Below are 23,692 nucleotides of genomic sequence, written 5' to 3'. Positions count from 1 at the left end.
CATCCACCATTCGCGCCTACCGCAAAATCTGGCTCAGGAACAGCTGTGAGCGCGCGTGCTGCGGGTGCGCGAAGAATTCCTGCGGCGTGTTGGATTCGATGATCTGACCGGCGTCCATGAACACCACGCGGTTGGCGACCTCCTTCGCAAAGCCCATCTCGTGGGTCACGACCAGCATGGTCATGCCCTCCTTGGCGAGGTCGACCATGGTGTCGAGCACCTCCTTGACCATTTCGGGGTCGAGCGCCGAGGTGGGCTCGTCGAACAGCATCACCTTCGGGTTCATGGTGAGCGCGCGTGCGATCGCGACGCGTTGCTGCTGGCCGCCGGACATCTGGCCCGGAAACTTGTTGGCCTGGTGCGGGATTTTCACGCGCTCCAGGAATTTCATCGCGGTCGCCTCGGCATCCTTCTTCGGGATGTTGCGCACCCAGATCGGCGCCAGCGTGCAATTGTCGAGGACCGTGAGGTGCGGGAACAGATTAAAGCTCTGGAACACCATGCCGACCTCGCGCCGCACCGCGTCGACGTGCTTGAGGTTCGGTCCGAGCTCGATGCCGTCGACGACGATCTCGCCTTCCTGAAACTCCTCCAGCGCATTGATGCAGCGGATCAGCGTCGACTTGCCCGAGCCCGACGGCCCGCAGATCACGATGCGCTCGCCCTTCTCGACTTCGAGATCGACGTCGCGCAGGACGTGAAAGTCGCCGTACCACTTGTTGAGGCCGGAAATCTTGACGATCGGGCTGGCGGACATGATGACTCCGTTCAGTTGCGGCGATGGGCGTTGAGCCGGTTCTCGACGAAGAGCGAGTAACGCGACATTCCAAAGCAGAAGAGGAAGTAGAGGACCCCGGCGAAGGCAAAGCCGGTGAACGCTGTCGACGGCGTCGACCAGACCGGGTCGGAGAAGGATGCCCTGAGCGAGCCGAGCAGGTCGAACAGCGCCACGATCGAGACCAGTGAGGTGTCCTTGAACAGCGATATGAAGCTGTTGACGAGGCTCGGGATGACGTGGCGCAGGGCCTGCGGGAGCACGATCAGCGAGGTGGTCTTCCACCAGGACAGCCCCAATGCGGAAGCCGCCTCGCCCTGCCCGCGCGGAACCGCAGCGAGCCCACCTCGGATATTTTCGGCCTGATAGGCGCCGGTAAACAGCGCAATGCCGATCAGGGCGCGCACCAGGCCGTCGACCGTGAAGTTACCCGGCAGGAACAAGGGCAGCATGTAGGTGGCAAAGAACAGCACAGTGATCAGCGGCACGCCGCGCCAGAACTCGATATAGGCGATCGAGAAGATCCGGATCAGCGGGATCGTCGAGCGGCGCCCGAGTGCCAGCGCGACGCCGATCGGCATGGAGGTGACGATGCCGGTCACGGCAACCACCAGCGTCACCAGGAGCCCGCCCCACAGACGCGTATCGACGATCGGCAGGCCGCCGTGGTCGAGGCCCATCAGCTTGATCACGATCGCGATGCCGAAGAAGGTCGCGATGCTCGATGCGAGCGCGCGCCAGCCGGTGCGCATTCCGCCGCCGAGGAAGAACAGGATCAACGAGACGACGACCGTCGTGATCGCGAAATCGATCCAGACCGACTGGCCACTCGCGTGGATCTGATCCCGCAGCCAGGTCAGCGGGAAGATCAGCCATTGAATCGCGGTGCCGACCAGCACGATGAAGTTTCCGACGACCCAGAGCAGCGGCCCGATGGCCGAACTCTTGCCGAGGCCGACCAGCACCTGTCCCGCGCCGATGACACTGTCGTCGAACAGTTGCAGCAGGTCGGCGGTCCAGCTCAGGCCGAAGCCGGTGATACCGCCGCCGTGCATTAGAAAGAATGCGACCACCGGAAGGGCGAAGAAGAACAGACCGGCATTGAGCCCCTTCGCCGGCAGGCGCGGTATCAGCAGCGGCAGCAAGAGGAGTGCCGCCAGGATGAAGGTCACATTGACCCGCCAGCGTTCCGCCTCGGGATAGAAGCCGTAGATGAGCTGCGGAAGCTTCGCCTGGATATAGGGCCAGCAGGCACCGACCGAATATCCGGCATTTTCCGGCAGGCACGCCGTACGGTCCTTGCCGGTCCAGACGGCGTCGATGAGCAGGAATTTGAACGCGGGAATGACGGTGTACCAGAGCAGCAACGCGCCGAGGATCGTCAGGAGAATGTTGGTCGGCGAGCTCAGCAGGCGCGTGCGCACAAGGCCGACGAAGCCGGTGGTCTTCACCGGCGCAGGCCGCTCGGCAACCAGGTCGTGGCGAACGAAGGATGACGCGGTGATGTCCGTCATGCTCCCAGGCTCCGGTTGATGCGCCACCCATAGACGCTCATGACCGCGCTGGTGAAGAGCGAGATCAGGAGGTAGACCGCCATGGTCATGGCGATGATCTCGATGGCCTGCCCGGTCTGGCTCAGCGAGGTACCGGCGAACACGGAGACCAGATCAGGATAGCCGATGCCGACGGCCAGCGAGGAGTTCTTGGTGAGGTTGAGATACTGGTTGGTCAGCGGTGGCACGATGACGCGCATGGCCTGCGGCACCACGATCAGCCGCAGCGTGCTGCCGCGGCTTAAGCCCAGCGATGATCCCGCCTCCATCTGCCCCTTGTGCACGGACAGGATGCCGGCGCGCACGATCTCGGCGATGAAGGCGGCTGTATAAGTCGACAGCGCCACCGACAGGGCCACGAATTCCGGGATGATCCGCGAGCCGCCGGCGAAATTGAAGCCCTTGAGCTGCGGCAGCTCGAAGGTGAACGGCAGACCGAATATCAGTATCGTGACGAGCGGCAGCCCGAACAGAAGGCCCAGCACGTAAGGCCAGATGCGGATCATGTGGCCGCGCTGATACAGCTCCCGCCGCGCATAGATGCGCAGCGCCAGCGAAGCGACGATACCGAGTGCCAGCACCACCAGGAACGCCTCCAATCCGCTCTCGCCGATCGGACGTGGAATGACCAGTCCGCGGTTGCTGATGAAGGCGATGCCCAGCAGCGAGATGCTCTGCCGTGGGTTGGGCAATGCCGCGAGCACCGCAAGGTACCAGAACAGAAGCTGGAACAGGAGCGGCAGGTTGCGAATGATCTCCACATAGATCTCGCCGACACGCGACAGCAGCCAGTTGGGCGAGAGCCGGCACAGCGCGACGATGAAGCCGATCACTGTGGCGAAGACAATGCCCACCACCGAGACGACCAGCGTGTTCAGGAGTCCGACCACGAACACACGCAGGAACGTGTCCGAGCCGGTGTAGGGGATCAGGGTCTGATTGACGTCGAAGCCCGCATTGTTCCTCAGGAATCCGAAACCCGCAGCAATGTGCTGGTTTTCCAGATTGGCGCGGGCGTTGGAGATGATCTCATAGGCCATCCAGCCCAGGATCGCGGCGAAGGCGAGCTGGACGGCGACGCCATTCCAGCCAGCCTTACCACCGAGAGCGCGCCTTAGCTTCAGCGCGATCTGCGGCGGTGGTTTTCGGGCCTCGGTGCTCATCGCCGCAAGCCGTGGGCTTGACAATCAGCGGATCGGCGGAGCGTATTGGAGGCCGCCCTTGTTCCAGAGACTGTTGAGGCCGCGGGCGATGCCGAGCGGTGAGCCGGAGCCGACGTTGCGGTCGAACACCTCGCCGTAATTGCCGACCAGCTTCACGATCCGGACCACCCAATCCTTGGTCAGGCCGAGCTGTTCGCCGAAATTGCCGTCGGTGCCGAGGACGCGCTTCAATTCCGGATTGTCCGACTTCGCCTTCTCGTCGACGTTCTTGGAGGTGATGCCGAGCTCTTCGGCCGTGACCATCGCGAACTGGGTCCATTTCACGATGTCGAACCACTGATCATCGCCGTGGCGCACCATCGGGCCGAGCGGCTCCTTGGAGATGATTTCCGGGAGCACCATGTGGTCGTTGGGATTGGCAAGCTTCAGGCGGTTGGCGTAGAGGCCCGACTGGTCCGTGGTAAAGACGTCGCAGCGCCCGGATTCGTAGGCCTTGACCGTCTCGTCGTTGGTGGCGAACGCGATCACCTCGTACTTCATGTTGTTGGCCTTGAAGTAGTCGGCGAGATTTTGCTCGGTGGTGGTGCCGGTCTGGACGCAGACCGAGGCACTGTTGAGTTCCAGCGCCGAATTCACCTTGAGTGACTTCTTCACCATGAAGCCCTGGCCGTCATAGTAGTTCACGCCGGCGAAATTGGCGCCGAGCGAGGTATCGCGCGAGATCGTCCAGGTGGTGTTGCGCGAGAGCAGGTCGATCTCGCCGGATTGCAGCGCGGTGAAACGGTCCTTGGCGGACGTCGGCACGTATTTGACTTTCGTCGGATCGTTGAAGATGGCGGCCGCGACCGCGCGGCAGAGGTCGACGTCGAGCCCGGTCCAGTTGCCCTTGTCGTCCGGCGACGAGAAGCCCGGCAGGCCCTGGCTGACGCCGCAGGACAGCATGCCCCTGTCCTTGATGGTCTTGAGCGTTTGCGCATGGGCGGCCGGGGCGGACAGGCCTGCGGCCAGAGCAAGGGTGAGAACCAGAGTTACGCGTTTCATGGGCTGATGCCTTTCAAGGGCGTCGTTTGGGGCGACGTGCGGTCGTCTCTAAGGGCGTATGGGAACGTTCGTTGAACATCTTTCGCTGAACGTCTTTTGCTGAACATCTTTCGCTGAACATCGTGCAAGCTGTGGGCCAACCCCATTGATCCCCCGCCGAAACCATTGGACGCCAGGCTCTCAGGCATGGTCCCCAGGCGGTGGATCGAAGGTCGCGGCAAGCCCCTCAACATGCGGCGACAGAATAGCACGTGCGCATCACAGAACGACTGGCGAGCCGGGTCAAGGGGTTGACGGGACTCTTCTGTGATCTGTTATTACCAGTTGCGGTTAACCGCCGTCCCGGGCGGGGACTTTCCGCGCCGACGATCCCAGTTTTGAAGGCAAACGCATGGATTCTTCTGCGGGCGCGAAGCCCTTCTCGCAACATCCCGACACCCGGCTGGTGACCTCCGGCCGCGACACCCAGGCGCAGAAGGGTTTTGTCAATCCGCCGGTCGTGCACGGCTCGACCGTGCTCTATCCGACCGCCGAGGACCTGCACGCCCATCGCGGCGAGTTCCAGTATGGCCGCCACGGCACTCCCACCACCAAGGCGCTCCAGGAGACGCTGATGGCGCTGGAGGGACCGAACTGCGCCGGCGTCGGCATCGCGCCGTCGGGCCTGGCTGCGATCACCACCACCCTGCTCGCGGTGCTGAAGGCGGGCGATCATCTGCTCGTCTGCGACAACGTCTATCGGCCCTCCCGCAATTTCTGCAACGGCCTGCTCGCGCGCTACGGCATCGAGACCACCTATTTCGATCCATTGATCGGCGCGCAGATCGAGACGCTGTTCAGGCCCAACACGCGCGCGGTGCTGGTGGAAGCGCCGGGCTCGCAGTCCTTCGAGATGCCCGACATTCGCGCGATCGCTGAGGTCGCACATGCCCGTGACGCGCTCGTCATCGACGACAACACCTGGGCGACGCCGCTCTACCATCGCTCGCTCGACCAGGGTGTCGACATCAGCATGCAGGCTGCGACCAAATATATCGGCGGCCATTCCGACGTCATGTTCGGCACCATCTCCGCCAATGCCAGGGCCTGGCCGCTCGTGACTGAGGCCATCCGCCTGCTTGGTGTCTGCGCAGGTCCCGACGACGTCTTCCTCGCGCTGCGCGGCCTGCGCACGCTGTCGGTGCGGCTGGCGCAGCATTATCGCTCGGGGCTGGAGATGGCGCGCTGGCTCGCCACGCGGCCAGAGGTCGCGCGCGTGCTCCATCCCGCGCTCGAGACCGATCCTGGCCACGCGATCTGGAAGCGCGACTTCACCGGCGCGTCCGGCCTGTTCAGCCTCGTGCTGAAGCCCGCGCCGCAGAAGGCCGTCGATGCCATGCTCGATAGCCTCAAGCTGTTCGGCATGGGCTATTCCTGGGGCGGCTTCGAGAGCCTTGCCATTCCCTTCGACTGCGACAGTTATCGCACGGCAACGAAGTGGGCTCCGGGCGGTCCGACGCTGCGTCTGCACATCGGGCTCGAGAGCGTCGAGGACCTCAAGGCCGATCTCGATCGCGGCTTTGCTGCCTTCAACGCGGCAATTTGAGCTTCGAGATTGGGCATCCCGCTCAACAAACGCGCCGCAACAAAGGTTGATGCCGGCACGTTGCAACAAAATCGTTGATCCGCGGTCGTTTGGGAATAGCCTGACCCTTCTCAATTCCGAAGGACGCGGAGCATGGGAAGCATGGTTCTGCTCGACCTGATGGGCGGCGTGGCGCTGCTGCTGTGGGGCCTGCATATGGTCCACAGCGGCATCTTGCGCGCTTTCGGTCCCGACCTGCGGCGGCTGCTCGGGCGAGCGCTGAGCAACCGCTTCAGCGCATTTGCGGCCGGGCTCGGACTGACCGCGCTGCTTCAGAGCAGCACGGCGACCGCCCTGATCACGAGTTCGTTCGCGGCGGAAGGCCTCGTAAGCCTGGTTGCCGCGCTGGCCATCATGCTCGGTGCCAATGTCGGCACCACGCTGATCGTGCAGGTGCTGTCCTTCAACATCGCGGCCATAGCTCCGGTTCTGTTCGTGCTCGGGCTCGTAGCCTTCCGCGCAGGGCCACGCTCGCGGATCAAGGACATCGGCCGCGTCTCGATCGGCCTCGGCCTGATGTTGCTGTCGCTGCATATCCTCCTGGATACGCTGGCGCCGGCCGAGAATGCGCCTGGCGTCCGCGTCGTGATGTCGGCCATCACCGGCGATCCCGTGCTCTGCATCGTCATCGCCGCCGTCACCACCTGGGCGGTGCATTCGAGCGTCGCCAGCGTGCTTCTGATCATGTCGCTGGCCTATTCCCAATTCATCTCGCCCTATGCCGCGCTGGCGCTCGTTCTCGGCGCCAATCTCGGCAGCGCGACCAATCCCGTGTTCGAGGGGGCGCGGCGTGACGATCCGGCCAGCTATCGTCTGCCGGTCGGCAACCTGATCAATCGCGTGGCCGGGATCGCGCTGCTGCTGCCGTTCCTTCATGCGATCGCCGACCAACTGCACTTCTGGCAGCCCGACCTCGCCAAGATGACGGCCGCCTTCCATGTCGCCTTCAATGTTGCAACTGCTGTGATCTTCATCGGGCAACTCGATGCCCTGTCGCGCCTGCTGACTTGGCTGTTTCCCGATCGCGTACGCCAGGAAGATCCTGCCCGCCCGCGTTATCTCGACGAGACTGCGCTCGAGACACCCTCTCTGGCGCTGGCGGACGCTGCCCGCGAAACGCTGCGCATGGGCGATCTCGTCGAGGTCATGCTGCGCAAGGTGATGGCGGCGATGATGACGGGCGACCGTGCGTTGGTCGACCAGGTCTCGAGAACGGACAACATCGTCGACAGCCTCGACGAGTCCATCAAGCTCTACGTGACGAAACTGACGCGTGGCAGCCTGGACGAGGGCGAGGGCCGGCGCGCGATGGAGATCATCTCCTTCGCCATCAATCTCGAGCATATCGGCGACATCATCGACAAGAATTTGAGCGAACTCGCCACCAAGAAGATCAAGCGCCGCTTCCAGTTCTCGGCCGAGGGCGCCGAGGAGCTGGCAGCCTTCCACAAGCGGACGATGGACTCGCTGCGCATCGCCTTTGGTGTGTTCATGTCGGGCGACGCCAACGAGGCGCGCAAGCTGCTGGCGGAAAAGGCTGCGCTGCGCAACACCGAGCTCGCCGCCGTCGAGCGGCATCTCGATCGCCTGCGCGAAGGGCGCCCCGAGACCATCGAGACCACCTCGCTGCATCTGGACGTGCTGCGCGACTTGCGCCGCATCCACTCGCACATCTGCTCGGTGGCCTATCCCGTGCTAGATGCGGCGGGCGAGCCCTACCGCGGAAACGAGGCCGAGACGGCCACCCTGCCCGCGTCCGACGCGGCGTCGGTCTTGCCGCGCTGAATAGAAGTCGCAAAGCTTGGGGCGCCGCGCCTACCGCGTCATTTTGAACTGGCGTCGAAAAAATATGGCCCCGCCAGTGAGCAGAAAGCCACCACAGCAAAGCAGGACTGGGGCTATCCACAACGTCAGGAACGACGGTAGGCGCGCATCCTCGGGCCGCCGAGGATCATAGACAATCTCCACGCGCTCGCCATCGGAATAGGGCTGATCGGTCGAGCCTGACGAGGACGTGAAGGTGATCGATCGGCCGTCGACCGTCAGGAATCGGAATCTTGGATAGAGAAACGTTCCGCCATGATTTCCGGCGCTCCGCGCGACGGCCCCCACGAAACGGGCCTCCGTCCGCTCGGCTCGCGCGAGAAATGCGACCGTGCCGCCGACCTTGAAGAGGCCGAGCGCAAGCAGCAGCAAACCGACCAGCAGGACTGACGAGAAGAGGACGACCGCTAGCTTGTTCATGCCGACCTGACGGATGTCTCGGTCTCCGTCCGACCGATGTCATCTTACATGCGGATAAGGATCAGCGATCCAGCGTCTTCGAGGCGCGACCACGGTTCTTCCAGATCAGCATGATGTTGCGAATGTAAATGATGGTCGCGAGCGCCTGTCCGAGGATGATGACCGGCTCGCGCTTCACGATGCCATAGACCAGCGTCATCAGCCCGCCGCCCATGGAGCAGAACCAGAAGGCCATCGGCACCACGCTGTTTCCGGCACGCTCGCTCGCGATCCATTGCACGAGAAAGCGCGCCGTGAAGAACAGCTGCGCGACCAGACCGAACGCGAGCCAGAAGTCGAACTTGGCGACGAAGACGTCATAGAGATAGTTGCTCAGCGCCTGGCCGTATTGGATGATCATGCCTTCACCTCAGTCACATCTGGTGTCGGCTTCTTGCGTCGGATCAGCCACCACACGCCGGCGAGATCCATGATCCCGATCCATAGCCTGTCGAAGAAACCGTAATTTGACACGCCGGCGCGGCGCGGCCGGTCGATCACGTCGACATAGGCGATCTCGAAACCCTCCCGGCGCACCAGCGCCGGCAGGAAGCGATGCAGCCCGTCGAAATAGGGTAGCATCAGAAACACCTCGCGGCGGAAGGCTTTCAGACCACACCCGGTGTCGCGCGTGCCGTCCTTCAGGATCGTGCCGCGCACGCCGTTGGCGATACGCGACTGCAGCTTCTTGAAGCCGGTATCCTTGCGCCCGACCCGCTGGCCGGCGGCGAGCCCGACGCGCTCGCTCTTCTCGACTGCCGCGATCAGGTCCGGCAGGAAGGCCGGATTGTTCTGGCCGTCGCCGTCGAGGGTTGCCACGATCGCGCCGCGCGCCGCCCGCACGCCGCTGCGCACCGCCGCCGACTGCCCGGTCGATCTGGCATGGCGGAGCTGACGCAGATTGCCCCGCTGCCTCATGATGGCGGACAGCCTCTCGCCGGTCGCGTCGGTCGAGCCGTCATTGACGTAGACGATCTCATAGGCCCAGCGGCCATCGAGCGCAGCGCCAATCTCTTCGATCAGGGGCGCGATATTGTCCGCCTCATTGCGCACCGGGACGACGATGGAAACCGAGGGCTGGAACGACAAATCGATGCTCGTGGTTGGAATTGGCCCGCAGCGGGAACCGGTCCGGTCGGCAGGCAGCCGCTTTTATGGGGCGGATGCCCCGCGGGCAACCCTTTTGAGGCGGACGAACACCGGCCCCGGAAGCGCCACGATCGCCCCGTCGCTCCGGATAGCGAAGCCGAGCCGGCGCGCCGCGAACCAGTAGCGGATGGCCATGGCGCCGACGATACCGACCAGGGCGCCGGCCACCACGTCACTCGGGTGATGGGCGAGCAGCACCAGCCGCGTCAGTGCAATCACGATGGCGTAGGTAAAGATGAGCACACGCAGCCGCGGCCAGAGTGCGCTCACCGCAAAGGCCAGCGCGAACGCCGTCACCGCATGCCCGGACGGCAGGCTGTAATGGGCTTCGGTCCCGCTGAACGGAACGAAGTTGAAGGGATTGGCCTTGCCGCCGACGAAGGGCCGCCCCCGCCCGATGACGAATTTCAGGATCTCGCCGACCAGCACCGAAAACAGCACGGAAAAGAAGATGTACTGCAACCGCGTGCCGAAGCCGAGCAGCAGCACCCGCGAGGTGCCGTGTCCGCCTGCCGCAATCAGTCCCACGGTCACGAGCGCGGCGGCGAGCGCCGTCAGCACGTACTCGTCCTTGCCGAAATCGGTGAGGATTTTGATCGGCCACAGGCCGGGCGTGCCGCGCGCGGGCATCATCTGGATCTCGGACGTGTCGAACGCGAGCATCAGCGCGATGATCACGGCCGCGCCGGCAACACTCAGCCACAGTGAATGCCGCGCCAGCCGGCGCGCCGCCTCTGCGCGCCGGGAATGCGAGGGCGCGCGTACGAGCTGCGTCAGCGCGCGGCCGGACAGCAGCAGCAACTGCGCGCCATAGCCGGAGCGATGTGCGACGTCGGTTGACATCCTACTCAGACCCCTCCGAGCGGAAGATCGCAATCGAGATCGCGCGCCCTTGCGAGAAGTTGTAGCCGTCGATGCGCGAGCCGACGCGGTAACGGAGCCCGATCGCCTCGGCACGCTGGACGAAGCTGCGCTCGGAACGCTGCTCGATGAACGCAAAGCGGCAGCTTCCTTGGCTGAGGAAGTCGGCAGCACCCGATCCGTCGGTCAGCAGCGTCGACGTGCCCGTCAGGAAGACCAGGCTCGGCTCGTGATAGCCGGCGGAAGCCGCCTTCGGGCCGACGCAACGCACGTTGCGCAATTCGCGCGCGATCTCGACGCTCGGAAACAGCGGAGTGAGTGACGGCAGGACCAGGCCGTAGACCACGACGGCCAGCATCAGCGCCGCAACCAGCGCATTGAGCAGCGAGCGTTCGGCGCGGTTGTTGTCGTAGAGCCACCAGGCGAAAAGGCCGAAGATCAGCGCCGCCGCGATGAACGGCCATGCGGCGAAAGCCGGCTGGCGCGTGAGCATGACCGCGCCGACGACCGCCATGATCGAGCCGAGCGCGGGAATTGCGAACCACCAGGCCGAGCCGCGCATCAGCCAGGAGCGCGACAGTACGCGACGCTCAATGGCACCGGCCGTGAGAATCGCGATCGCCGGGTACAGTGGCAGCACGTAGTGCGGCAGCTTGGTCAGCACCGCCTCGAACACGATCCAGGACGGGATCAGCCACGCCAGCAGATATTGCGCGCCGGGCTCCCGCCGTGCCCGCCACACCGCCGGCGCCGCCATCGCCGCAAGCGGCGCGCCCGGCCAGAAGGTGATCCAGAACAGCACCAGATAGAGTCCGGGCGGCGCGCCATGGGATTCCTGGGCGCCGAGCTTGCTCAGCATGTCGCCGCCGACGGAATCGGCGAAGAAGGCATCGCCCGCACGCCAGAAGATGGCGATGAACCAGGGCAGCACCAGCACCAGCACCCACATCAGGCCCCAGAGCGGGCGCAGCCGCCAGAGCCACGATGCGTCACGGTCCTGGATCGCCAGCACGATGATGGTGAGCGCTGCGAACATCAGGATCAGTGGCCCCTTGATCAGGATGCCGACGGCGATCGCGGTCCAGAAGATTGCGGGGTAGCTCCACGGCGGATGCGCCTCGTCCTCGCCGCGCTGCCAGGCGAGATAGACCCGCGCCATCGCTCCCATCGCCGCAACCACGGTGAAGAGCAGCACCGCGTCGGTCTTGGCGAGCCGCGCCTCGACGCCGAGCAGGACCGATGCGCACATCATCAGAGCCGCAAGCACGGCGGCCCGTCGTGTGACGAAGCCGAGCGCGGTCCAATAGGTCATCAGCACCGCACCGATCGCGCCGACCAGCGACGGCAACCGGTAGACCCAGATGCGCAGGTCCGCGCGCGGCAGCCCGAGCGCGGAAGCGGTGTGAACGGCGGCCGATTGCAGCCAGTAGATGCCGACCGGCTTCTTGTAGCGGACGTCGTCCTGGAAGCGGATGTCGACATAATCGCCGCTCTCGACCATCTGCTTGGTCGCCTGCGCAAAACGCGCCTCGTCCCGATCGACGGGCGGAATTGTGAAGAAGCCGGGCAAGAGCAGAAGCAGCGCACAGATCACCAGGAAGCCGATTGCGCGGGGATGACTGCCGGTTGCGGCATCGATCACCCGCACGAAACGGTTGCCCGGATTTACGGGGGTTTTCTGCTCGCGGGGCTCCCCAAAACGGGGACGGGTACGGGTGTCGGCCATTGGTTCCGCATACGCTGAAACCACTACCCGTTACAACCGCTTAAGCCGGGGATCATTGAATTCGAATGACAACTGTGTCGGCGGCGCCCATGGCGTCGATCACGGTGAGCCTGGCAAAGCCCGGCCCGGGCGGATCAATTAGGCGCTGGCGCCGTCCGTCGATCTCGCCGAGAGCGGTTCCATTGACCAGAATCGTCATGGGCAGAACGCCGCCAGCGACCTTCACAGGCATGGCGGCTGCATCGGCGCCGGCCGAGCGGTCGACGTCGATCCGGGAGCCGTTGAGGGGAAACTGGATGTGGGGCGCCTGCTCGCCGCTGGTGCGGACGAGCTCCCCGACGGGGCGGAACCGCCTCAGGGGTAACGGCAGCTGGGCGTTATTGGCGATCAGGGTTCCCTTGGGCGGCTTGGGCAGCGGAACCGGCAACTTTCCGCTTCGGGCGAAGGCATCAAACAGGATCGGCGCAGCCGCCGCACGGCCGATCAGTCCGGGAACCGGCGCGCCGTCGGGACGGCCGACCCAGACGGCGATGGTCATGCGGCCATCGAAGCCGACCGACCAGGCGTCGCGATAGCCGTAGGAGGTGCCGGTCTTGAAGGCGATGCGGTTGTGGGCGGCGTTTTCGGGGGGCGGCGTACCGAGGAGCACGTTGCCGACCTGCCAGGCCGCGACCTGGTCGAGCAGCCGCAGCGGCTCGCGCGCGTCCCTGTCGGTCATGACCTCGCGCAAGGGGCGCGTGGTTCCGAGCCTGGCGAGACCTGCATAGAGTTGCGCAAGATCCTGTAGCGTGACGCCGACTCCGCCGAGCCCCATGGCGAGACCCGGCGCCTCGTCCTTGGGGAGCACCAGATTGCCGCCGGCTTGCCGCAACCGCGAGGTCAGGCGGTTGGGGCCGACACGGTCCAGCAGCACGATTGCCGGCACGTTCAGCGACAGCTGCAGCGCCTTCTTCACCGGCACCGTGCCCTGGAACGTCATGTCGAAATTTTCGGGCGCGTAGGAGCCGAAGCGGACCGGGCGATCGTCGATGAGGCTGTCGGGGTGGACGAAGCCGTCCTCGAAAGCGAGGCCATAGATGAACGGCTTCAGGGTCGAGCCCGGTGAACGCAGCGCGCGGGTCATGTCGACCTGCCCGGCCCGGCTCTCGTCGAAATAATCGGCGGAGCCGACGCGCGCCAGCACGTCGCCGCTCTCGTTGTCGACGACGATGATGCCAACCGAGATGTTCGGCCCGAGCGCGATGGCGCGATCGCGTGCGAGCGGCTCCAGCACCTTCTGGAGGTTGGCATCCAACGTCAGCCTGATGACGGGCGTATCCTTGACGGTTGCAAGCGCGGTATCGGAGGCATGCGGCGCCAGGATCGGCATCGGCTTGCGCAGCATCGGCACGGGCACGGCCTTCGCCTGCTTCGCATCATCGGCGCTGATCTGGTGCTCCTCGACCATGCGGTCGAGGACGCGGTCGCGCGCGATGCGCGCCGCCTCGGGATAGCGGTCGAGCCGACGCGTTTCCGGCGATTGCGGCAATGCGACCAGAAGCGCGGCTTCAGCGAGCGACAGCCGCTTGGGCTCCTTGCCGAGATAGGCGATGGACGCGGCGCGAATGCCCTCGAGATTGCCGCCATAGGGCGCCAATGCGAGATAGAGATCGAGGATCTGGTCCTTGCTCAGGCTACGCTCCAGCTCGATCGCGCGCACGATCTGCCGCACTTTTGCATAGAGCGAACGCTGCCGCCGCGGCTCCATCAGCCGCGCGAGCTGCATCGTGATGGTCGAGCCGCCTGAGACGATGTGGCCGCGCGTCGCGAGCTGGATCGCGGCGCGCCCGAGCGCGAGCGGATCGACGCCGTCATGAGCGTAGAAGCGCTGGTCTTCATAGGCGAGCAGCAGCTTCACATAAGCCGGATCGACGTTCGCTTTGGTCTCGACCGGCAACCGCCAGCGCCCGTCGGCCATCGCATAGGCACGCAGCAGCTTGCCGTTGCGATCGACGATGGTGGTCGAGACCTGGCGCGCCTCGTCGAGTGGCAGAGGGCCGAGGGAGATGACCCAGGCTACGAAGGCGCAGGTGGCGAGGATGAACGTGAGGGCGGCAGCCGAGAGGACACGCGCGATTCCGCGCCCGCCTTCGCTGCCGTCATTCCGGGATGGTCCGAAGGACCAGGCCCGGAATCTCGAGATTCCACAATGCGCAATTGCGCATTGGGGCTCGGTACTTCGCACCGCCCCGGAATGACGAGAGGAACCTGCCGCTTCGCTCATCACTTCGCCGTCCGCACCTCGACGGAGCCCGTGCCCGTGCGGCCATAGCGCGAGGGATTGTACATGTCCTCGACATAGGCCTGCGGCAGCACGTATTTACCGGGCGAGACCGCGCGCACGACATAGGCGACGGTGAAGACCGACTTGGAGTCCGAGGCCCGATCGACTGCTGCGGTGAAGCGATCGTCGCGGAATTCGGTATCCTCGGGCTCCTGGCCGTCCTCGATCCAGTCGAGCGTGCCGCTGTCGCCCGACGAGACCAGCTTTGGATTGTCGATCTCGAGACCCGCTGGCAGATAGTCCGACACCATGATGTGCCCGTATTCCGGTTTCGCTTCGGTGATCTTCAGCACCACCGCAAAGCGGTCGTTCTGCCTGACCTTGCCGATGTCGGCGGGCTTGCCGTCGAGCGTGAAGTAGTTGCGCTCGATCTTGAAGCCGTTTGAAGCCGCAGGCTCCGGCGTCACCGGCGAGCCCGAGACCGAGACCACGGCCTGTATCGGAGCGTCACCGGTGTTGGTGATCTTCAGCGGCTTGCCGTCCAGCGTCGCCGCCTTGTAGCTGCGGTACAGCGCGGTCTTGACCGGCTGGCCGTCGACATCGAGCGACATATTCTCTTTCGCCAGCGCCCGCGCGGCCAGCACCAGCCACGCATTCTCCTGCGTCGACGTGTAGGACGTCAGTCCGCGCGCAGTCTCGACACGGGATACGGCCTGCGTCAGCGTCGCCTTCGGCGCGTTGCCTTCGCTGGCGAGCGAGACGAGGGCTGCGGCATCGCGGAGCTGCGAGCCGTAGTCGCTGCGGCCGAACTCCAGCGCGGGCTTGGGCGCGAGGCTATCGAGTGCTGCGCCGTAGACCCGCTCGGCGCGGTTGCGGTCGCCGACGAGCGCGAGCGCCGCCGCAAGCTGCGATTTGGCGATCGGCGTCGCCAGATTGTTCAGCTTGGTGTCGGCGAGATAGCGGAGGTCGCCGATCGGAGCCGTACCGTTACGCGCGAGCACGTAGAGGCCGTAGGCGAGATCGCGGCCGCCGTCCTTTTCCGGCTCGTTGGCATTGACGACGGAGTTGCGGATGCGATCGAGCGCGTTCTTGAACAGCACGTCGGGCACCACAAAGCCTTTTTCACGGGCGCGGGTGAGGAAGTCCGTTACGTAGGCGTCGAGCCAGGCGTCGTCGCCGCCCGCTGACCACAAGCCGAACGATCCATTCGAGCCCTGGCGCGCCAGGAGCCGCTCGATCGCGTCGCGGATGCGCTGGTCGACCTCGGTGTCCATGGCAAGGTGCGCGCCGGCCGCGAGCTCGTTGACGTAGAGCAACGGCATGGCGCGGCTCGTGATCTGCTCCGAGCAGCCATAGGGATAGCGATCGAGCGCCTTGAGGATCGTCGCGGCGTCGAGCGCGGTCGACAGGCTCGCCGAGACGGAGACGCTGCCGGTGCCCGGCACGAGGTCGGAGAACATGTCTGACGTCAGCGTCAGGCTCTCGCCCTTCGCAAGCGTCCGGATCGAGCGGCGCGCCAGCACTTGCGTCGCCGCCTTGACATCGAGCGCATAGTGCCGCGCGAGCACCAGCCCGTTCGGCCCCTTCATATCGACGTCGAGCGTCGCCTGCCCCGCCGCAGTCGCATCGAGCGCAAGCGAGAACGAGTTGCGCTGCTTGGCGGCGAGCTTGACCGTGGTCGCGGGACTGCCGGTCATCTTCACCGGGCCGCCTGTCTTCACGGAAATCGTGTAGTCGCCGGCCTGGCCGTCGACATTGTCAATCTCGAGGTTGACCGTGCCGTGGTCGCCATTGAGCAGGAAGCGCGGCAGAGTCGCCGTGAGCACCACGGGGTCGCGGATCACGACGTCGGTCGTGGCGCGGCCAAGCTTCGTGGCGGTCCACGCCACCGCCATGACGCGCGCGGTGCCGGCGAACTCTGGAATGTCGAAGCTCACTTCCGCGGTGCCGTCGGCGGCCACTGTGACGATGCCAGAATAGAGCGCGAGCGGCTTTTGTGTGGGCGGCGAGCCCTGGAGCTCGGCACCACCGGCGTCGCCGCCGGACTTGATCTGGCCGCGCGTGCCCTGCATGCCGTCGATGAGCTGGCCGTAGAGATCGCGGATCTCGGCAGTCAGGCTCCGCTGGCCGAGATAATAATCATCGGGCGCCGGGGGCTTGTAGTTGGTGAGGTTGAGAATGCCGACGTCGACCGCCGCGATGACGATCTTGGCGTCCTCGCCCGGATTGAGCCCGTCGAGCTTCACCGGGATCTTCAGCATCGAGTTCGGCCGGATCAGCGCCGGCGGCGTCAGCTTCACCGCGAGCGTGCGCGTCTGCTTGTCGATGCCGAACCATTTCAGCCCGATCGCCCGCCCCGGCATGCGCCGGGCAGCCGCATCGAGCGGTCGGCGCAGGGTCGCCACCACATAGGCGCCGGTGCCCCAGTCGTTGCCGACGGGGATCTTGAGCTGCGCGGTGCCCTCCTTGACGTCGACGGTCTGCGTTGTCAGCAGGCGATCGCCGAGCACGTTGATGATGAGTTTGCCGGCGCTACGCGCATTCACCGACACCGTCATGGTGTCGCCAGAGCCGTATTGCGGCTTGTCGATCGAGGTCTCCAAAAGGTCGGGCGTGTCGGCGCTGCCGTCCGAATACCAGCCGACATCGAACTGCACCGACGTCACCGGACCATCCGCGTCGTTCGATTTCACGTCCAGCCGGTAGCGGCCCGGCTGGGGATTCAGTGAAATGCGCGAGGGCCTGTCGGCGGCAATGGTGAGATCGCCATCAGCGACGCGCGAGGTGGACTTGACCGGCTCGTACTCCCAGTAATTGTTCTGGCGATACCACTGGTAGCGCGACTCCAGCTTGAGGAGCTCGTAGCGCAGGCCGTCGCGGGGAAGCGTCTTGCCCTCGGGCGAGACGAACACGATGTCGAACTCGGCCTTGTCGCCTTCGGCAACGTTCCGGTCGCCGAACAGCGGCTTGACGCCGATCATCGCGGCGGCGGGTGCGACCGGCAGCACGAGCTTGCGCTCGACCGCGCGACCGCCAGTCTCCGCCATGCGGACGAAGATCTGCGCCTCTTGCGGCCGGCTCGAGGCCGGCTGCTTGTCCAGCGTGACCGGGAAGGTCGCCACGCCATTGGCGTCGGCCTCCGGGAGGTTTTCGAGCGGCGTGCGTTCGTTGCTGGTGGTCTCCTCGTCGGCAACGCCGAACTGGTAGCCGGCAAAGCCGGGCCGCTCCGCGGCAGGCGCCACGAGCATGTCGCCTTCGAGCTGGAGGCCCGAGGCGGGCGCGCCATAGAGGAAATGGCCGTCGACCTTCAGTTCAACCGGGGCATTCGCCTTGATCAGCTTGTCCCTGGCGCTGAGATCGAACTCGATTCTATCTGGGACGTAATCCTCGACCATGAAGGTGGTCTCGCCGACTGATGAGCCCTTCGGATCGGTGAAGGCGCGCACCCGCCAGGTCCCGGTCGGGACCGCGGAGTTGAGCGGAACGGAGAGCGTGCGGCCGCCGGCGCCCTGGTCGGACAGTACGGCGCGGCGGAATTCGACGCCGTCGGGACGCTCGATCACCAGCGTGAGCGGTCCGCCGGTGACGGCATTGCCCTGCCCGTCGCGCAACAGCGCGGTCAGGTACACGGTCTCGTTGGAGCGGTAGACGCCGCGCTCGGCATAGACGAAGGCGTCGGCGCCGGGCGGTACCGCGCGTCCCGCAACGCCACGATCGGACAGATCGAAGGCGCTGGTTTTCAGGCTGAGGAAGGCATAGTCGGCCTTCTCGCCGCTGACGGTGAGCAGCGCAGGTGATAGCCCGCCCTCGCCGCGCGCCAAGCCCGCCTCGAACAGTACATGGCCGGCCTCGTCGCTCTTGCGGGTCGCCAAAATCTCGTTGTTGCGGGCGACCAGGCGCACCTCGGCCTTCGCCACAGGTTCAGTCGACGCCAGCGAGTTGACGAACACATGGATGCCGTCGTTGCCGGAGTACGCAGTGATCCCGAGGTCGGAGACAATGAACCATTGCGTTGCGAGCTGGTAATCGTCGTCGCTGCCCGGCCCCTTGGCCGTTGCCGTCATCACGTACACGCCGGGCTGGAGATCGCCGAGTGCCTGGTCGACCGGGAATGCGGTGGTGACGTCCTGGTTCAGCGTCATCGCGGTCGAAAGTTCGCCGGACCAGACTTTTACACCGCGCTCGCCACCGAGATCGGAGAGCTGGTAGCGCGACAGGGTTTTCTGGAAGTCGCTGTCGACGACCGTGTTGATCAGGTTGCGGTCGCCGATCCGGAACACGTTGATGTTGACCGCCGGCGTATTGACGCTGACCACGGGAATGCCCCGCTGACCTGTCCGCGGCAGCACATAGGCCCGGCTGGTGAAGCGCACGAACGGCTTGCGGTCGCGCACATAGATGTTGAACTCGGCCGATTTCGGCAGCCCCTCCTTCACCGTCGAAGGCAGGCCGGCGCGTAAGTTGATGTTGTAGCGTTCGCCATGCTTCAGGCCGTCGACGCAGAGCTGCTTGCCCTCGGCCGACAGTGCCGGCTTGTCGGTGCCTGCGAGCGCCAGGAACGGCGCGAAATCGGTGCGCTTGGCCAATTCCTCGGAGAACTGGAAGCAGGCGCGCGGGCTCGCCGAGTCGGAATCGACGGTATAGTCGAGCAGCCGGAAGCCATGCTCGTCGCGCAGCTTCTCATATTGGCCGCGGACGTCGGCGACCTCCCGCATGTCGAGCGACAGCCGCAGCGCATCCAGCGCCGGCCGCCACAATTTCCGCTCGGCGAGCGACTTGCCGAGGACTGCGAGCGCATCAGCCTCCTCGCCCGCATTGCCGGCGCGCTGATAGGCGATGTAGGCGGCAGTCGAGGCGCGCTCGAGCAGAAAGGTCTGCTCGCTCGAGCTCTTCGGCACGATCTGGAAGATGACGCGCGCAAGGCGCAGCCAGTTGCCGGCATCCTCAGGCGTGGTGGCGGCGATCTGGCCGAGGATCGAAAGGCCGCTGCGGCCATCGTTGCGCCGGAAGGCGGCATCCGCGTCGGTGCGCAGGGTCGCGTTGGTCTTGGCAACCGGCCCCGCCTCGGTTTTGATCTGCGCCTCCAGCTTGATCGCGGCATCGGCGAGATCGTCGCGCTTGAAGGCCTTGTCGGCCGCCTGCGCCGATACCAGGCCGAGCACCAGCGTTGCGCAGATTGTGACGGCGCGAACCAAATCGATCATGATGGACTCCCGGGAGCGCGGGCGAGCGCCGCGTGCGCGATGAAATGCGCGGAAAGGTGACAGACCCAAGGCGATGGAACCAGAATAGCAAAACGTCGCATGCGCCATTGGCAAGCAAGCCCGAGTGGGCCTCCGAAGTGCCGCCCCTGGCGCCGCCTCAGCCATGGCAGCACCGGACAAAATCAGCCGGTGGACAGAGTCCCGGACGCGCGTGCTACGTCTAAGCGCAGCTGGCGCAGAACGGGACCGTGAAAAGTCCATCGCTCTGCTTTGTCGCTGACTTGAGGAAAACGGTTCGATCCGGACTTGGCGGGGGCGCGGATTTTTCATATTTGGCGTGCTAAAGACGTCGCCGGGCCCCATCCCCCGGGGCCGTCCAGACGGTCCCGTAGCTCAACTGGATAGAGTAGCGGATTTCTACTCCGCGGGTTGCAGGTTCGAGTCCTGCCGGGATCGCCAGAAAAATCAATGACTTAGGGAATATTTAGGCCCTCGAATCGTGTTGCGCCTGTTGCGCAAAATTCCCTTGAATTCTCAATGCCTCCCCTGCGCTCCCGGCAAATCGGCGCGACATGGTGCGCGACATGGGCTCCTCTCGTCCACCGGCGCACAAGCGTCGGCGCGCGCCGAGAGCTGACGGATCACGTCTCCGCCAGCGCATTAATTCGCCTCGATTCGCCACCAGCCGAAAACACCCTGATTATACACAGAAGCGACACGATCGGCGCGGTGTGGACCGAGGTTGACCGGGTGGTGACCACCTGGACGGTCCCCGCCACCCGCCTGAAGGGCAACAAGAAGGGCGCCCGCAAGCGTGACCACGTCGTCCCGCTGTCGGACCGCGCGCTCGAGATCCTGGGCCACCTGCCAGATCGCGGCGAATGTCTGTTCGCCCATGAGGACGGCGACCGCTGTCCAACATGGCCATGCTCGAGCTGTTGGAGGGCATGGGCTTCGGCGAGGACTTGACCGTCCACGGCTTTCGTTCGACCTTCAAGGACTGGTGCACCGAGCAGACCGGCTTCCCGAACGAGATGTCCGAGATGGCACTTGCGCACAACGTGTCAGACAAGGTCGAGGCGACTTACCGCCGCGGCAACATGCGCGAGAAGCGGCTGCGCATGATCGCCGATTGGGCGACCTATTGCGCCGGTCCCGTGCCAGCCAAGGCAGGCAACGTGGTGCCGATGAGGGCCTGATTCTGCGCCGGTATGGGCCGCGTTCGCTTGTAAAGCGTCAAATTAAGTTGACGAGTCAGGCATCCTGTGTGCCTTTACTTCCCTTGCATGGCCACCGAACTTCTTCATTAACGCGACGTTAATTGCAGAGATGTTCGGATTTGAATTAGGGCATTTTCTGAGTCGCAGAGGGAGACCACCATGTCTATGGCAACCGGCCGTCTGCACGGCCCGGTAGATGAGCGTCCCGATCAAAACTACAGCACCCTTTTGGGGTTTGTTTCTCCACCCGTGAGGATTGATCCGCATACCTACGATGCCGAGCAGAGCCCGCAGGTCAATTTGCGAGATCTTGCGGAATCAATTCGTCAGCGATCGGCGACGACACCCACGGAATAGCATGGCTGGAGACCCGCCGGCACCACCCGTGCCCGTACCAGCAGCGGCCGAGGAGCAATTTCCGCGGTCGACGAGTTTGCCTAAGCAATCTCCGCTGTTTTGGGTCGCGGAGAAGGACAGGTATCTCCGGCAATTACTGATACGCGATATCCAGGCCGTAACGGGCCGGACCTTGCTTGTTTACTTTGCCTCCATGGCCGACCAACGGGCGCAAATCAGCCTCGGTGACGAAGTCTATTTCACCGAGATGTTGCGTGACGCCAAAGGCGGCCCGGTGGATCTTCTCATTGAGACCCCCGGCGGCTACACGGATCCCACCGAGAAGATTGCATCGTTGCTTCGCACTCTCGCACCAGATCTCAGGGTGGTCGTTCCATGCCGAGCAAAGAGCAACGGAACGATGCTCGCGCTCGTCGGATCAAATGTCATCATGGGACCCGCCTCGGAACTTGGCCCAGCTGATCCGTTCATTTCTCTCGGACCAAACAATATCGTTCCGGCGCATTTTTTGATCGGAGTGCAAGGTGTCGACCCGGTCTTTATGCAGGCTGCACAGCACGCCATCGCGCAGACCATGAAGCTGGCAGAAACCCTTCTCGGCACCGGCATGATGAAGGGCAAGCAGCCCGGAGAGATAAATTCTGTGGTCCAAGCGTTAGCGTCGCGCCAACAGTACCCGTCTCACGGTTCAGTCATTGATGCCGACGAAGCTATGCGCCTCGGTCTCTCAGTGACGAAGCTGAACTCGTCGGACGACCTGTGGCAGCGGTTGTGGCTCTTGCGCTGCATGTACGAGCACGACATCCGCCGCGCCGGAGCGATCAAGATCTTTGAAGGCCCAACCATCAGCAACAGCTTGCGGGCTGCTTAGGCCGCTATCGCGTAAATTTCTTTGTCAGCCCTGCCGCAAGGTTTGGCGGCACGTCAGGACATGCTCGAAGAACTTCGCAGTCCTATTGCTTAGCCGGTTCGGGCTGTGGCGTGGCCCTCGAGGCTTTGACTTTGCGCGAGGCTTGGATTGTGCGACCTGCTGTGGCGGCTCGGGTTCGGCCGTGGCCGCGGTCGCGCCATCAGGCTTGCCCTGGAATTGGATGCTGCACTTCTTGGCAATCGAGGCCTGCTCGATCGCGACCAACTGCCCTTTCATCTGCCCAAGCTCTGCCGCGGTCTGCTTGTCGCCACCCACAAGGAAAGCTGCAGGCCAGAAGATCACGACGGCGGCGGTCGTAGCGACAACATCCTTTGTGCGTTGGCTATCTTGTGCGCCCGATAAAGCTGCCGCTCGCGCCGAGTGGCTTGAGCTTCCATTCCAAGCTGCTGACACGTGAAGCTCTGGTAACTGACCGGCGACACGTAAGTGGCCGCGATATCGGCTGAAGATGAAGCGCAGCCGGCAAGCGCGACGGCAAGAGCCGCCAGACCCAAATTGCGCATAGTATTCCCCCCCAGAAATGGGCATGCGATCACATCCGCGGTGAACTTCCTCGGCTCGGCCGCTATGCGCGCCGCGAGCGTCTTCGCCTCAGGCCGGCATCCACGGAGCCCAGGCATGCGCCCAATCGACAATGTGCCCGACGACGTCCCCGCCGAGATGTGCGACATGATGGGCCGGGAAGCAGATCGCCCCTTTGCTCGAACGACGCGGCTTCCCCAAAATCGACGCGCTGATGGGCGGACGGTATACGCCGGCGGTCAAGCGCTACTTTGACGATGAATATCGCTTGAACACAGCCCAGCCGGCTGCGCTGCCGGATGGCCCAGAGGCGTTGGGGATATGGAAGGGCAAGAGGGGAAACGCCCCGCCGTGCCAAACCCTAGTTCGAGCTCAGCGCGCGGCGCAGGCCGGGGTGCATCCAATAATTCTCGCCTAGTTTGGGGATGTTGTCGTAACTGATCCTGTCCCAATGAATGCGGTCGGAGTCCTCCCGCATGAACGCGATCCTCAGCATCTCCTCGGTCGATTCGTTGCCGCGGATGTCGTGGAAGGGTCCACTTTCCCGGAAAATGATCGAATTCACCTGCGGGAATCTGGCGAAGATGACCGGCACCATCCGCGCGACGTTCACGTTGAAGCCGCTCACGGCCGTGCTAGCCGAAAGGACAGCGTCGAGGGTGTGTCCGACTACCAGGACGCCATTATCAAACGTCACCTGCGATTTGCCGCCGTCCAGAAGCGCTGCCGCAAGTTGCTCTGGCGTGGTTGCCTGGTCGATGCGTATCTGCCGCTCGTTCTCCGTGTTGAAGACCAGCACCATGACCAAGCCGACGAAGGCCGCGACCAGGATAAAAAGCACCTTCTTCATTCGCCGTGCCTCTTCGAAAACTCTCCTATCCGCCGCCGGGGCGGTGCAGGCGGAAGAGCCGCCTGGGCGTCGTACAAGGCGCGGTGCCGACTCTTCCGCCATGCGTCGATGGCATCGAGATCGAACATGCCCGTCGTCTGATCAGCGGCTGGGAAGCCGCGCTTGAGCAG

The 23,692-nt window shown here is 64.4% G+C and carries 19 protein-coding genes and 1 tRNA gene; 7 read left to right on the top strand and 13 right to left on the bottom strand.

Features of this window, described 5'->3' with window-relative positions:
* Positions 1-16 precede the first annotated feature (16 nt).
* The 4 genes from QA640_RS23130 to QA640_RS23115 are packed head-to-tail and all read right to left on the bottom strand — an operon-like array spanning position 17 to position 4,532.
* Positions 17-757 carry an amino acid ABC transporter ATP-binding protein gene (locus QA640_RS23130; protein ID WP_283035267.1) on the bottom strand — a complete coding sequence of 247 codons (741 nt, stop codon included), beginning with the start codon at positions 755-757 and terminating at the stop codon, positions 17-19.
* A gap of 11 nt (positions 758-768) precedes the next feature.
* The gene (locus tag QA640_RS23125) at positions 769-2,289 is read right to left on the bottom strand and encodes an amino acid ABC transporter permease (RefSeq protein WP_283035266.1); all 1,521 of its coding nucleotides are present in this window, start codon (positions 2,287-2,289) and stop codon (positions 769-771) included.
* Positions 2,286-3,491 carry an ABC transporter permease subunit gene (locus QA640_RS23120; RefSeq protein WP_283035265.1) on the bottom strand — a complete coding sequence of 402 codons (1,206 nt, stop codon included), beginning with the start codon at positions 3,489-3,491 and terminating at the stop codon, positions 2,286-2,288. The genes QA640_RS23125 and QA640_RS23120 overlap by 4 nt, the downstream gene beginning before the upstream one ends.
* 24 nt (positions 3,492-3,515) lie before the next feature.
* Positions 3,516-4,532: an amino acid ABC transporter substrate-binding protein gene (locus tag QA640_RS23115; RefSeq protein ID WP_283035264.1), complete on the bottom strand. Its 1,017-nt coding sequence runs from the start codon at positions 4,530-4,532 to the stop codon at positions 3,516-3,518.
* A gap of 391 nt (positions 4,533-4,923) precedes the next feature.
* Here QA640_RS23115 and metC point away from each other — a divergent pair, with 391 nt between their 5' ends.
* Complete coding sequence (metC, locus tag QA640_RS23110) at positions 4,924-6,117, top strand: cystathionine beta-lyase (RefSeq protein ID WP_283035263.1); 1,194 nt, start codon at positions 4,924-4,926, stop codon at positions 6,115-6,117.
* Positions 6,118-6,249: 132 nt separating this feature from the next.
* Positions 6,250-7,941, top strand: a complete 1,692-nt coding sequence (locus tag QA640_RS23105) for a Na/Pi cotransporter family protein (RefSeq protein WP_283035262.1) — start codon at positions 6,250-6,252, stop codon at positions 7,939-7,941.
* A gap of 30 nt (positions 7,942-7,971) precedes the next feature.
* On the opposite strand, the gene QA640_RS23100 is transcribed toward QA640_RS23105, so the two are convergent.
* The 7 genes from QA640_RS23100 to QA640_RS23070 all read right to left on the bottom strand — a co-directional run bounded on the left by QA640_RS23100 (position 7,972) and on the right by QA640_RS23070 (position 19,642).
* A complete protein-coding gene (locus QA640_RS23100) occupies positions 7,972-8,400 on the bottom strand; it encodes a DUF3592 domain-containing protein (protein WP_283035261.1) in 429 nt (142 codons plus the stop codon).
* 61 nt (positions 8,401-8,461) lie between these two features.
* A complete protein-coding gene (locus QA640_RS23095) occupies positions 8,462-8,800 on the bottom strand; it encodes a lipid-A-disaccharide synthase N-terminal domain-containing protein (RefSeq protein WP_283035260.1) in 339 nt (112 codons plus the stop codon).
* Positions 8,797-9,528, bottom strand: a complete 732-nt coding sequence (locus QA640_RS23090) for a glycosyltransferase family 2 protein (protein ID WP_283035259.1) — start codon at positions 9,526-9,528, stop codon at positions 8,797-8,799. Before QA640_RS23090 ends, QA640_RS23095 begins: the two co-directional genes overlap by 4 nt.
* A 63-nt stretch (positions 9,529-9,591) precedes the next feature.
* The gene (locus tag QA640_RS23085) at positions 9,592-10,431 is read right to left on the bottom strand and encodes a phosphatase PAP2 family protein (RefSeq protein WP_283035258.1); all 840 of its coding nucleotides are present in this window, start codon (positions 10,429-10,431) and stop codon (positions 9,592-9,594) included.
* Position 10,432: 1 nt separating this feature from the next.
* The gene (locus QA640_RS23080) at positions 10,433-12,175 is read right to left on the bottom strand and encodes a glycosyltransferase family 39 protein (protein WP_283035257.1); all 1,743 of its coding nucleotides are present in this window, start codon (positions 12,173-12,175) and stop codon (positions 10,433-10,435) included.
* Positions 12,176-12,227: 52 nt separating this feature from the next.
* Positions 12,228-14,438 carry a penicillin-binding protein 1C gene (pbpC, locus tag QA640_RS23075; protein ID WP_283035256.1) on the bottom strand — a complete coding sequence of 737 codons (2,211 nt, stop codon included), beginning with the start codon at positions 14,436-14,438 and terminating at the stop codon, positions 12,228-12,230.
* The gene (locus tag QA640_RS23070; RefSeq protein WP_283035255.1) at positions 14,438-19,642 is read right to left on the bottom strand and encodes an alpha-2-macroglobulin; all 5,205 of its coding nucleotides are present in this window, start codon (positions 19,640-19,642) and stop codon (positions 14,438-14,440) included. The genes pbpC and QA640_RS23070 overlap by 1 nt, the downstream gene beginning before the upstream one ends.
* 382 nt (positions 19,643-20,024) lie before the next feature.
* On the opposite strand from QA640_RS23070, the gene QA640_RS23065 reads away from it, so the two are divergent.
* Positions 20,025-20,101 (top strand) — tRNA-Arg (locus tag QA640_RS23065).
* Positions 20,102-20,302: 201 nt separating this feature from the next.
* On the opposite strand, the gene QA640_RS23060 is transcribed toward QA640_RS23065, so the two are convergent.
* Complete coding sequence (locus QA640_RS23060) at positions 20,303-20,539, bottom strand: hypothetical protein (protein ID WP_283035254.1); 237 nt, start codon at positions 20,537-20,539, stop codon at positions 20,303-20,305.
* Between the two features lie 29 nt (positions 20,540-20,568).
* Between QA640_RS23060 and QA640_RS23055 the strand changes: the two genes are divergently transcribed.
* From QA640_RS23055 to QA640_RS23040, 4 genes are all read left to right on the top strand, one after another.
* Positions 20,569-20,841, top strand: coding sequence for a hypothetical protein (locus QA640_RS23055; RefSeq protein WP_283035253.1), 273 nt, complete (start codon positions 20,569-20,571; stop codon positions 20,839-20,841).
* Between the two features lie 180 nt (positions 20,842-21,021).
* On the top strand, positions 21,022-21,219 hold the full coding sequence (locus tag QA640_RS23050; protein WP_283035252.1) for a hypothetical protein: 198 nt from the start codon (positions 21,022-21,024) through the stop codon (positions 21,217-21,219).
* A 1-nt stretch (position 21,220) separates the two neighbouring features.
* A complete protein-coding gene (locus QA640_RS23045; RefSeq protein WP_283035251.1) occupies positions 21,221-22,090 on the top strand; it encodes a hypothetical protein in 870 nt (289 codons plus the stop codon).
* A 147-nt stretch (positions 22,091-22,237) separates the two neighbouring features.
* Positions 22,238-22,492 (top strand): hypothetical protein, encoded by a 255-nt coding sequence (locus QA640_RS23040; protein ID WP_283035250.1) that lies wholly within the window; start codon positions 22,238-22,240, stop codon positions 22,490-22,492.
* Between the two features lie 541 nt (positions 22,493-23,033).
* Here the strand turns inward: QA640_RS23040 and QA640_RS23035 are convergent.
* The gene (locus tag QA640_RS23035) at positions 23,034-23,624 is read right to left on the bottom strand and encodes a hypothetical protein (RefSeq protein ID WP_283035249.1); all 591 of its coding nucleotides are present in this window, start codon (positions 23,622-23,624) and stop codon (positions 23,034-23,036) included.
* Positions 23,625-23,692: the final 68 nt, after the last annotated feature.

Source organism: Bradyrhizobium sp. CB82 (assembly GCF_029714405.1).
GTDB lineage: Bacteria > Pseudomonadota > Alphaproteobacteria > Rhizobiales > Xanthobacteraceae > Bradyrhizobium.
This window is presented reverse-complemented; position numbering and strand designations above follow the sequence as displayed.

Bases quoted from the DNA above. Each gene is read 5' to 3' on its own strand.
- QA640_RS23130 (WP_283035267.1), bottom strand. From the start codon at position 757: ATGTCCGCCAGCCCGATCGTCAAGATTTCCGGCCTCAACAAGTGGTAC.
- QA640_RS23125 (WP_283035266.1), bottom strand. From the start codon at position 2,289: ATGACGGACATCACCGCGTCATCCTTCGTTCGCCACGACCTGGTTGCC.
- QA640_RS23120 (WP_283035265.1), bottom strand. From the start codon at position 3,491: ATGAGCACCGAGGCCCGAAAACCACCGCCGCAGATCGCGCTGAAGCTA.
- QA640_RS23115 (WP_283035264.1), bottom strand. From the start codon at position 4,532: ATGAAACGCGTAACTCTGGTTCTCACCCTTGCTCTGGCCGCAGGCCTG.
- metC (WP_283035263.1), top strand. From the start codon at position 4,924: ATGGATTCTTCTGCGGGCGCGAAGCCCTTCTCGCAACATCCCGACACC.
- QA640_RS23105 (WP_283035262.1), top strand. From the start codon at position 6,250: ATGGGAAGCATGGTTCTGCTCGACCTGATGGGCGGCGTGGCGCTGCTG.
- QA640_RS23100 (WP_283035261.1), bottom strand. From the start codon at position 8,400: ATGAACAAGCTAGCGGTCGTCCTCTTCTCGTCAGTCCTGCTGGTCGGT.
- QA640_RS23095 (WP_283035260.1), bottom strand. From the start codon at position 8,800: ATGATCATCCAATACGGCCAGGCGCTGAGCAACTATCTCTATGACGTC.
- QA640_RS23085 (WP_283035258.1), bottom strand. From the start codon at position 10,431: ATGTCAACCGACGTCGCACATCGCTCCGGCTATGGCGCGCAGTTGCTG.
- QA640_RS23080 (WP_283035257.1), bottom strand. From the start codon at position 12,175: ATGGCCGACACCCGTACCCGTCCCCGTTTTGGGGAGCCCCGCGAGCAG.
- pbpC (WP_283035256.1), bottom strand. From the start codon at position 14,438: ATGAGCGAAGCGGCAGGTTCCTCTCGTCATTCCGGGGCGGTGCGAAGT.
- QA640_RS23070 (WP_283035255.1), bottom strand. From the start codon at position 19,642: ATGATCGATTTGGTTCGCGCCGTCACAATCTGCGCAACGCTGGTGCTC.
- QA640_RS23060 (WP_283035254.1), bottom strand. From the start codon at position 20,539: ATGGGCGAACAGACATTCGCCGCGATCTGGCAGGTGGCCCAGGATCTC.
- QA640_RS23055 (WP_283035253.1), top strand. From the start codon at position 20,569: ATGCTCGAGCTGTTGGAGGGCATGGGCTTCGGCGAGGACTTGACCGTC.
- QA640_RS23050 (WP_283035252.1), top strand. From the start codon at position 21,022: ATGTCTATGGCAACCGGCCGTCTGCACGGCCCGGTAGATGAGCGTCCC.
- QA640_RS23045 (WP_283035251.1), top strand. From the start codon at position 21,221: ATGGCTGGAGACCCGCCGGCACCACCCGTGCCCGTACCAGCAGCGGCC.
- QA640_RS23035 (WP_283035249.1), bottom strand. From the start codon at position 23,624: ATGGCGGAAGAGTCGGCACCGCGCCTTGTACGACGCCCAGGCGGCTCT.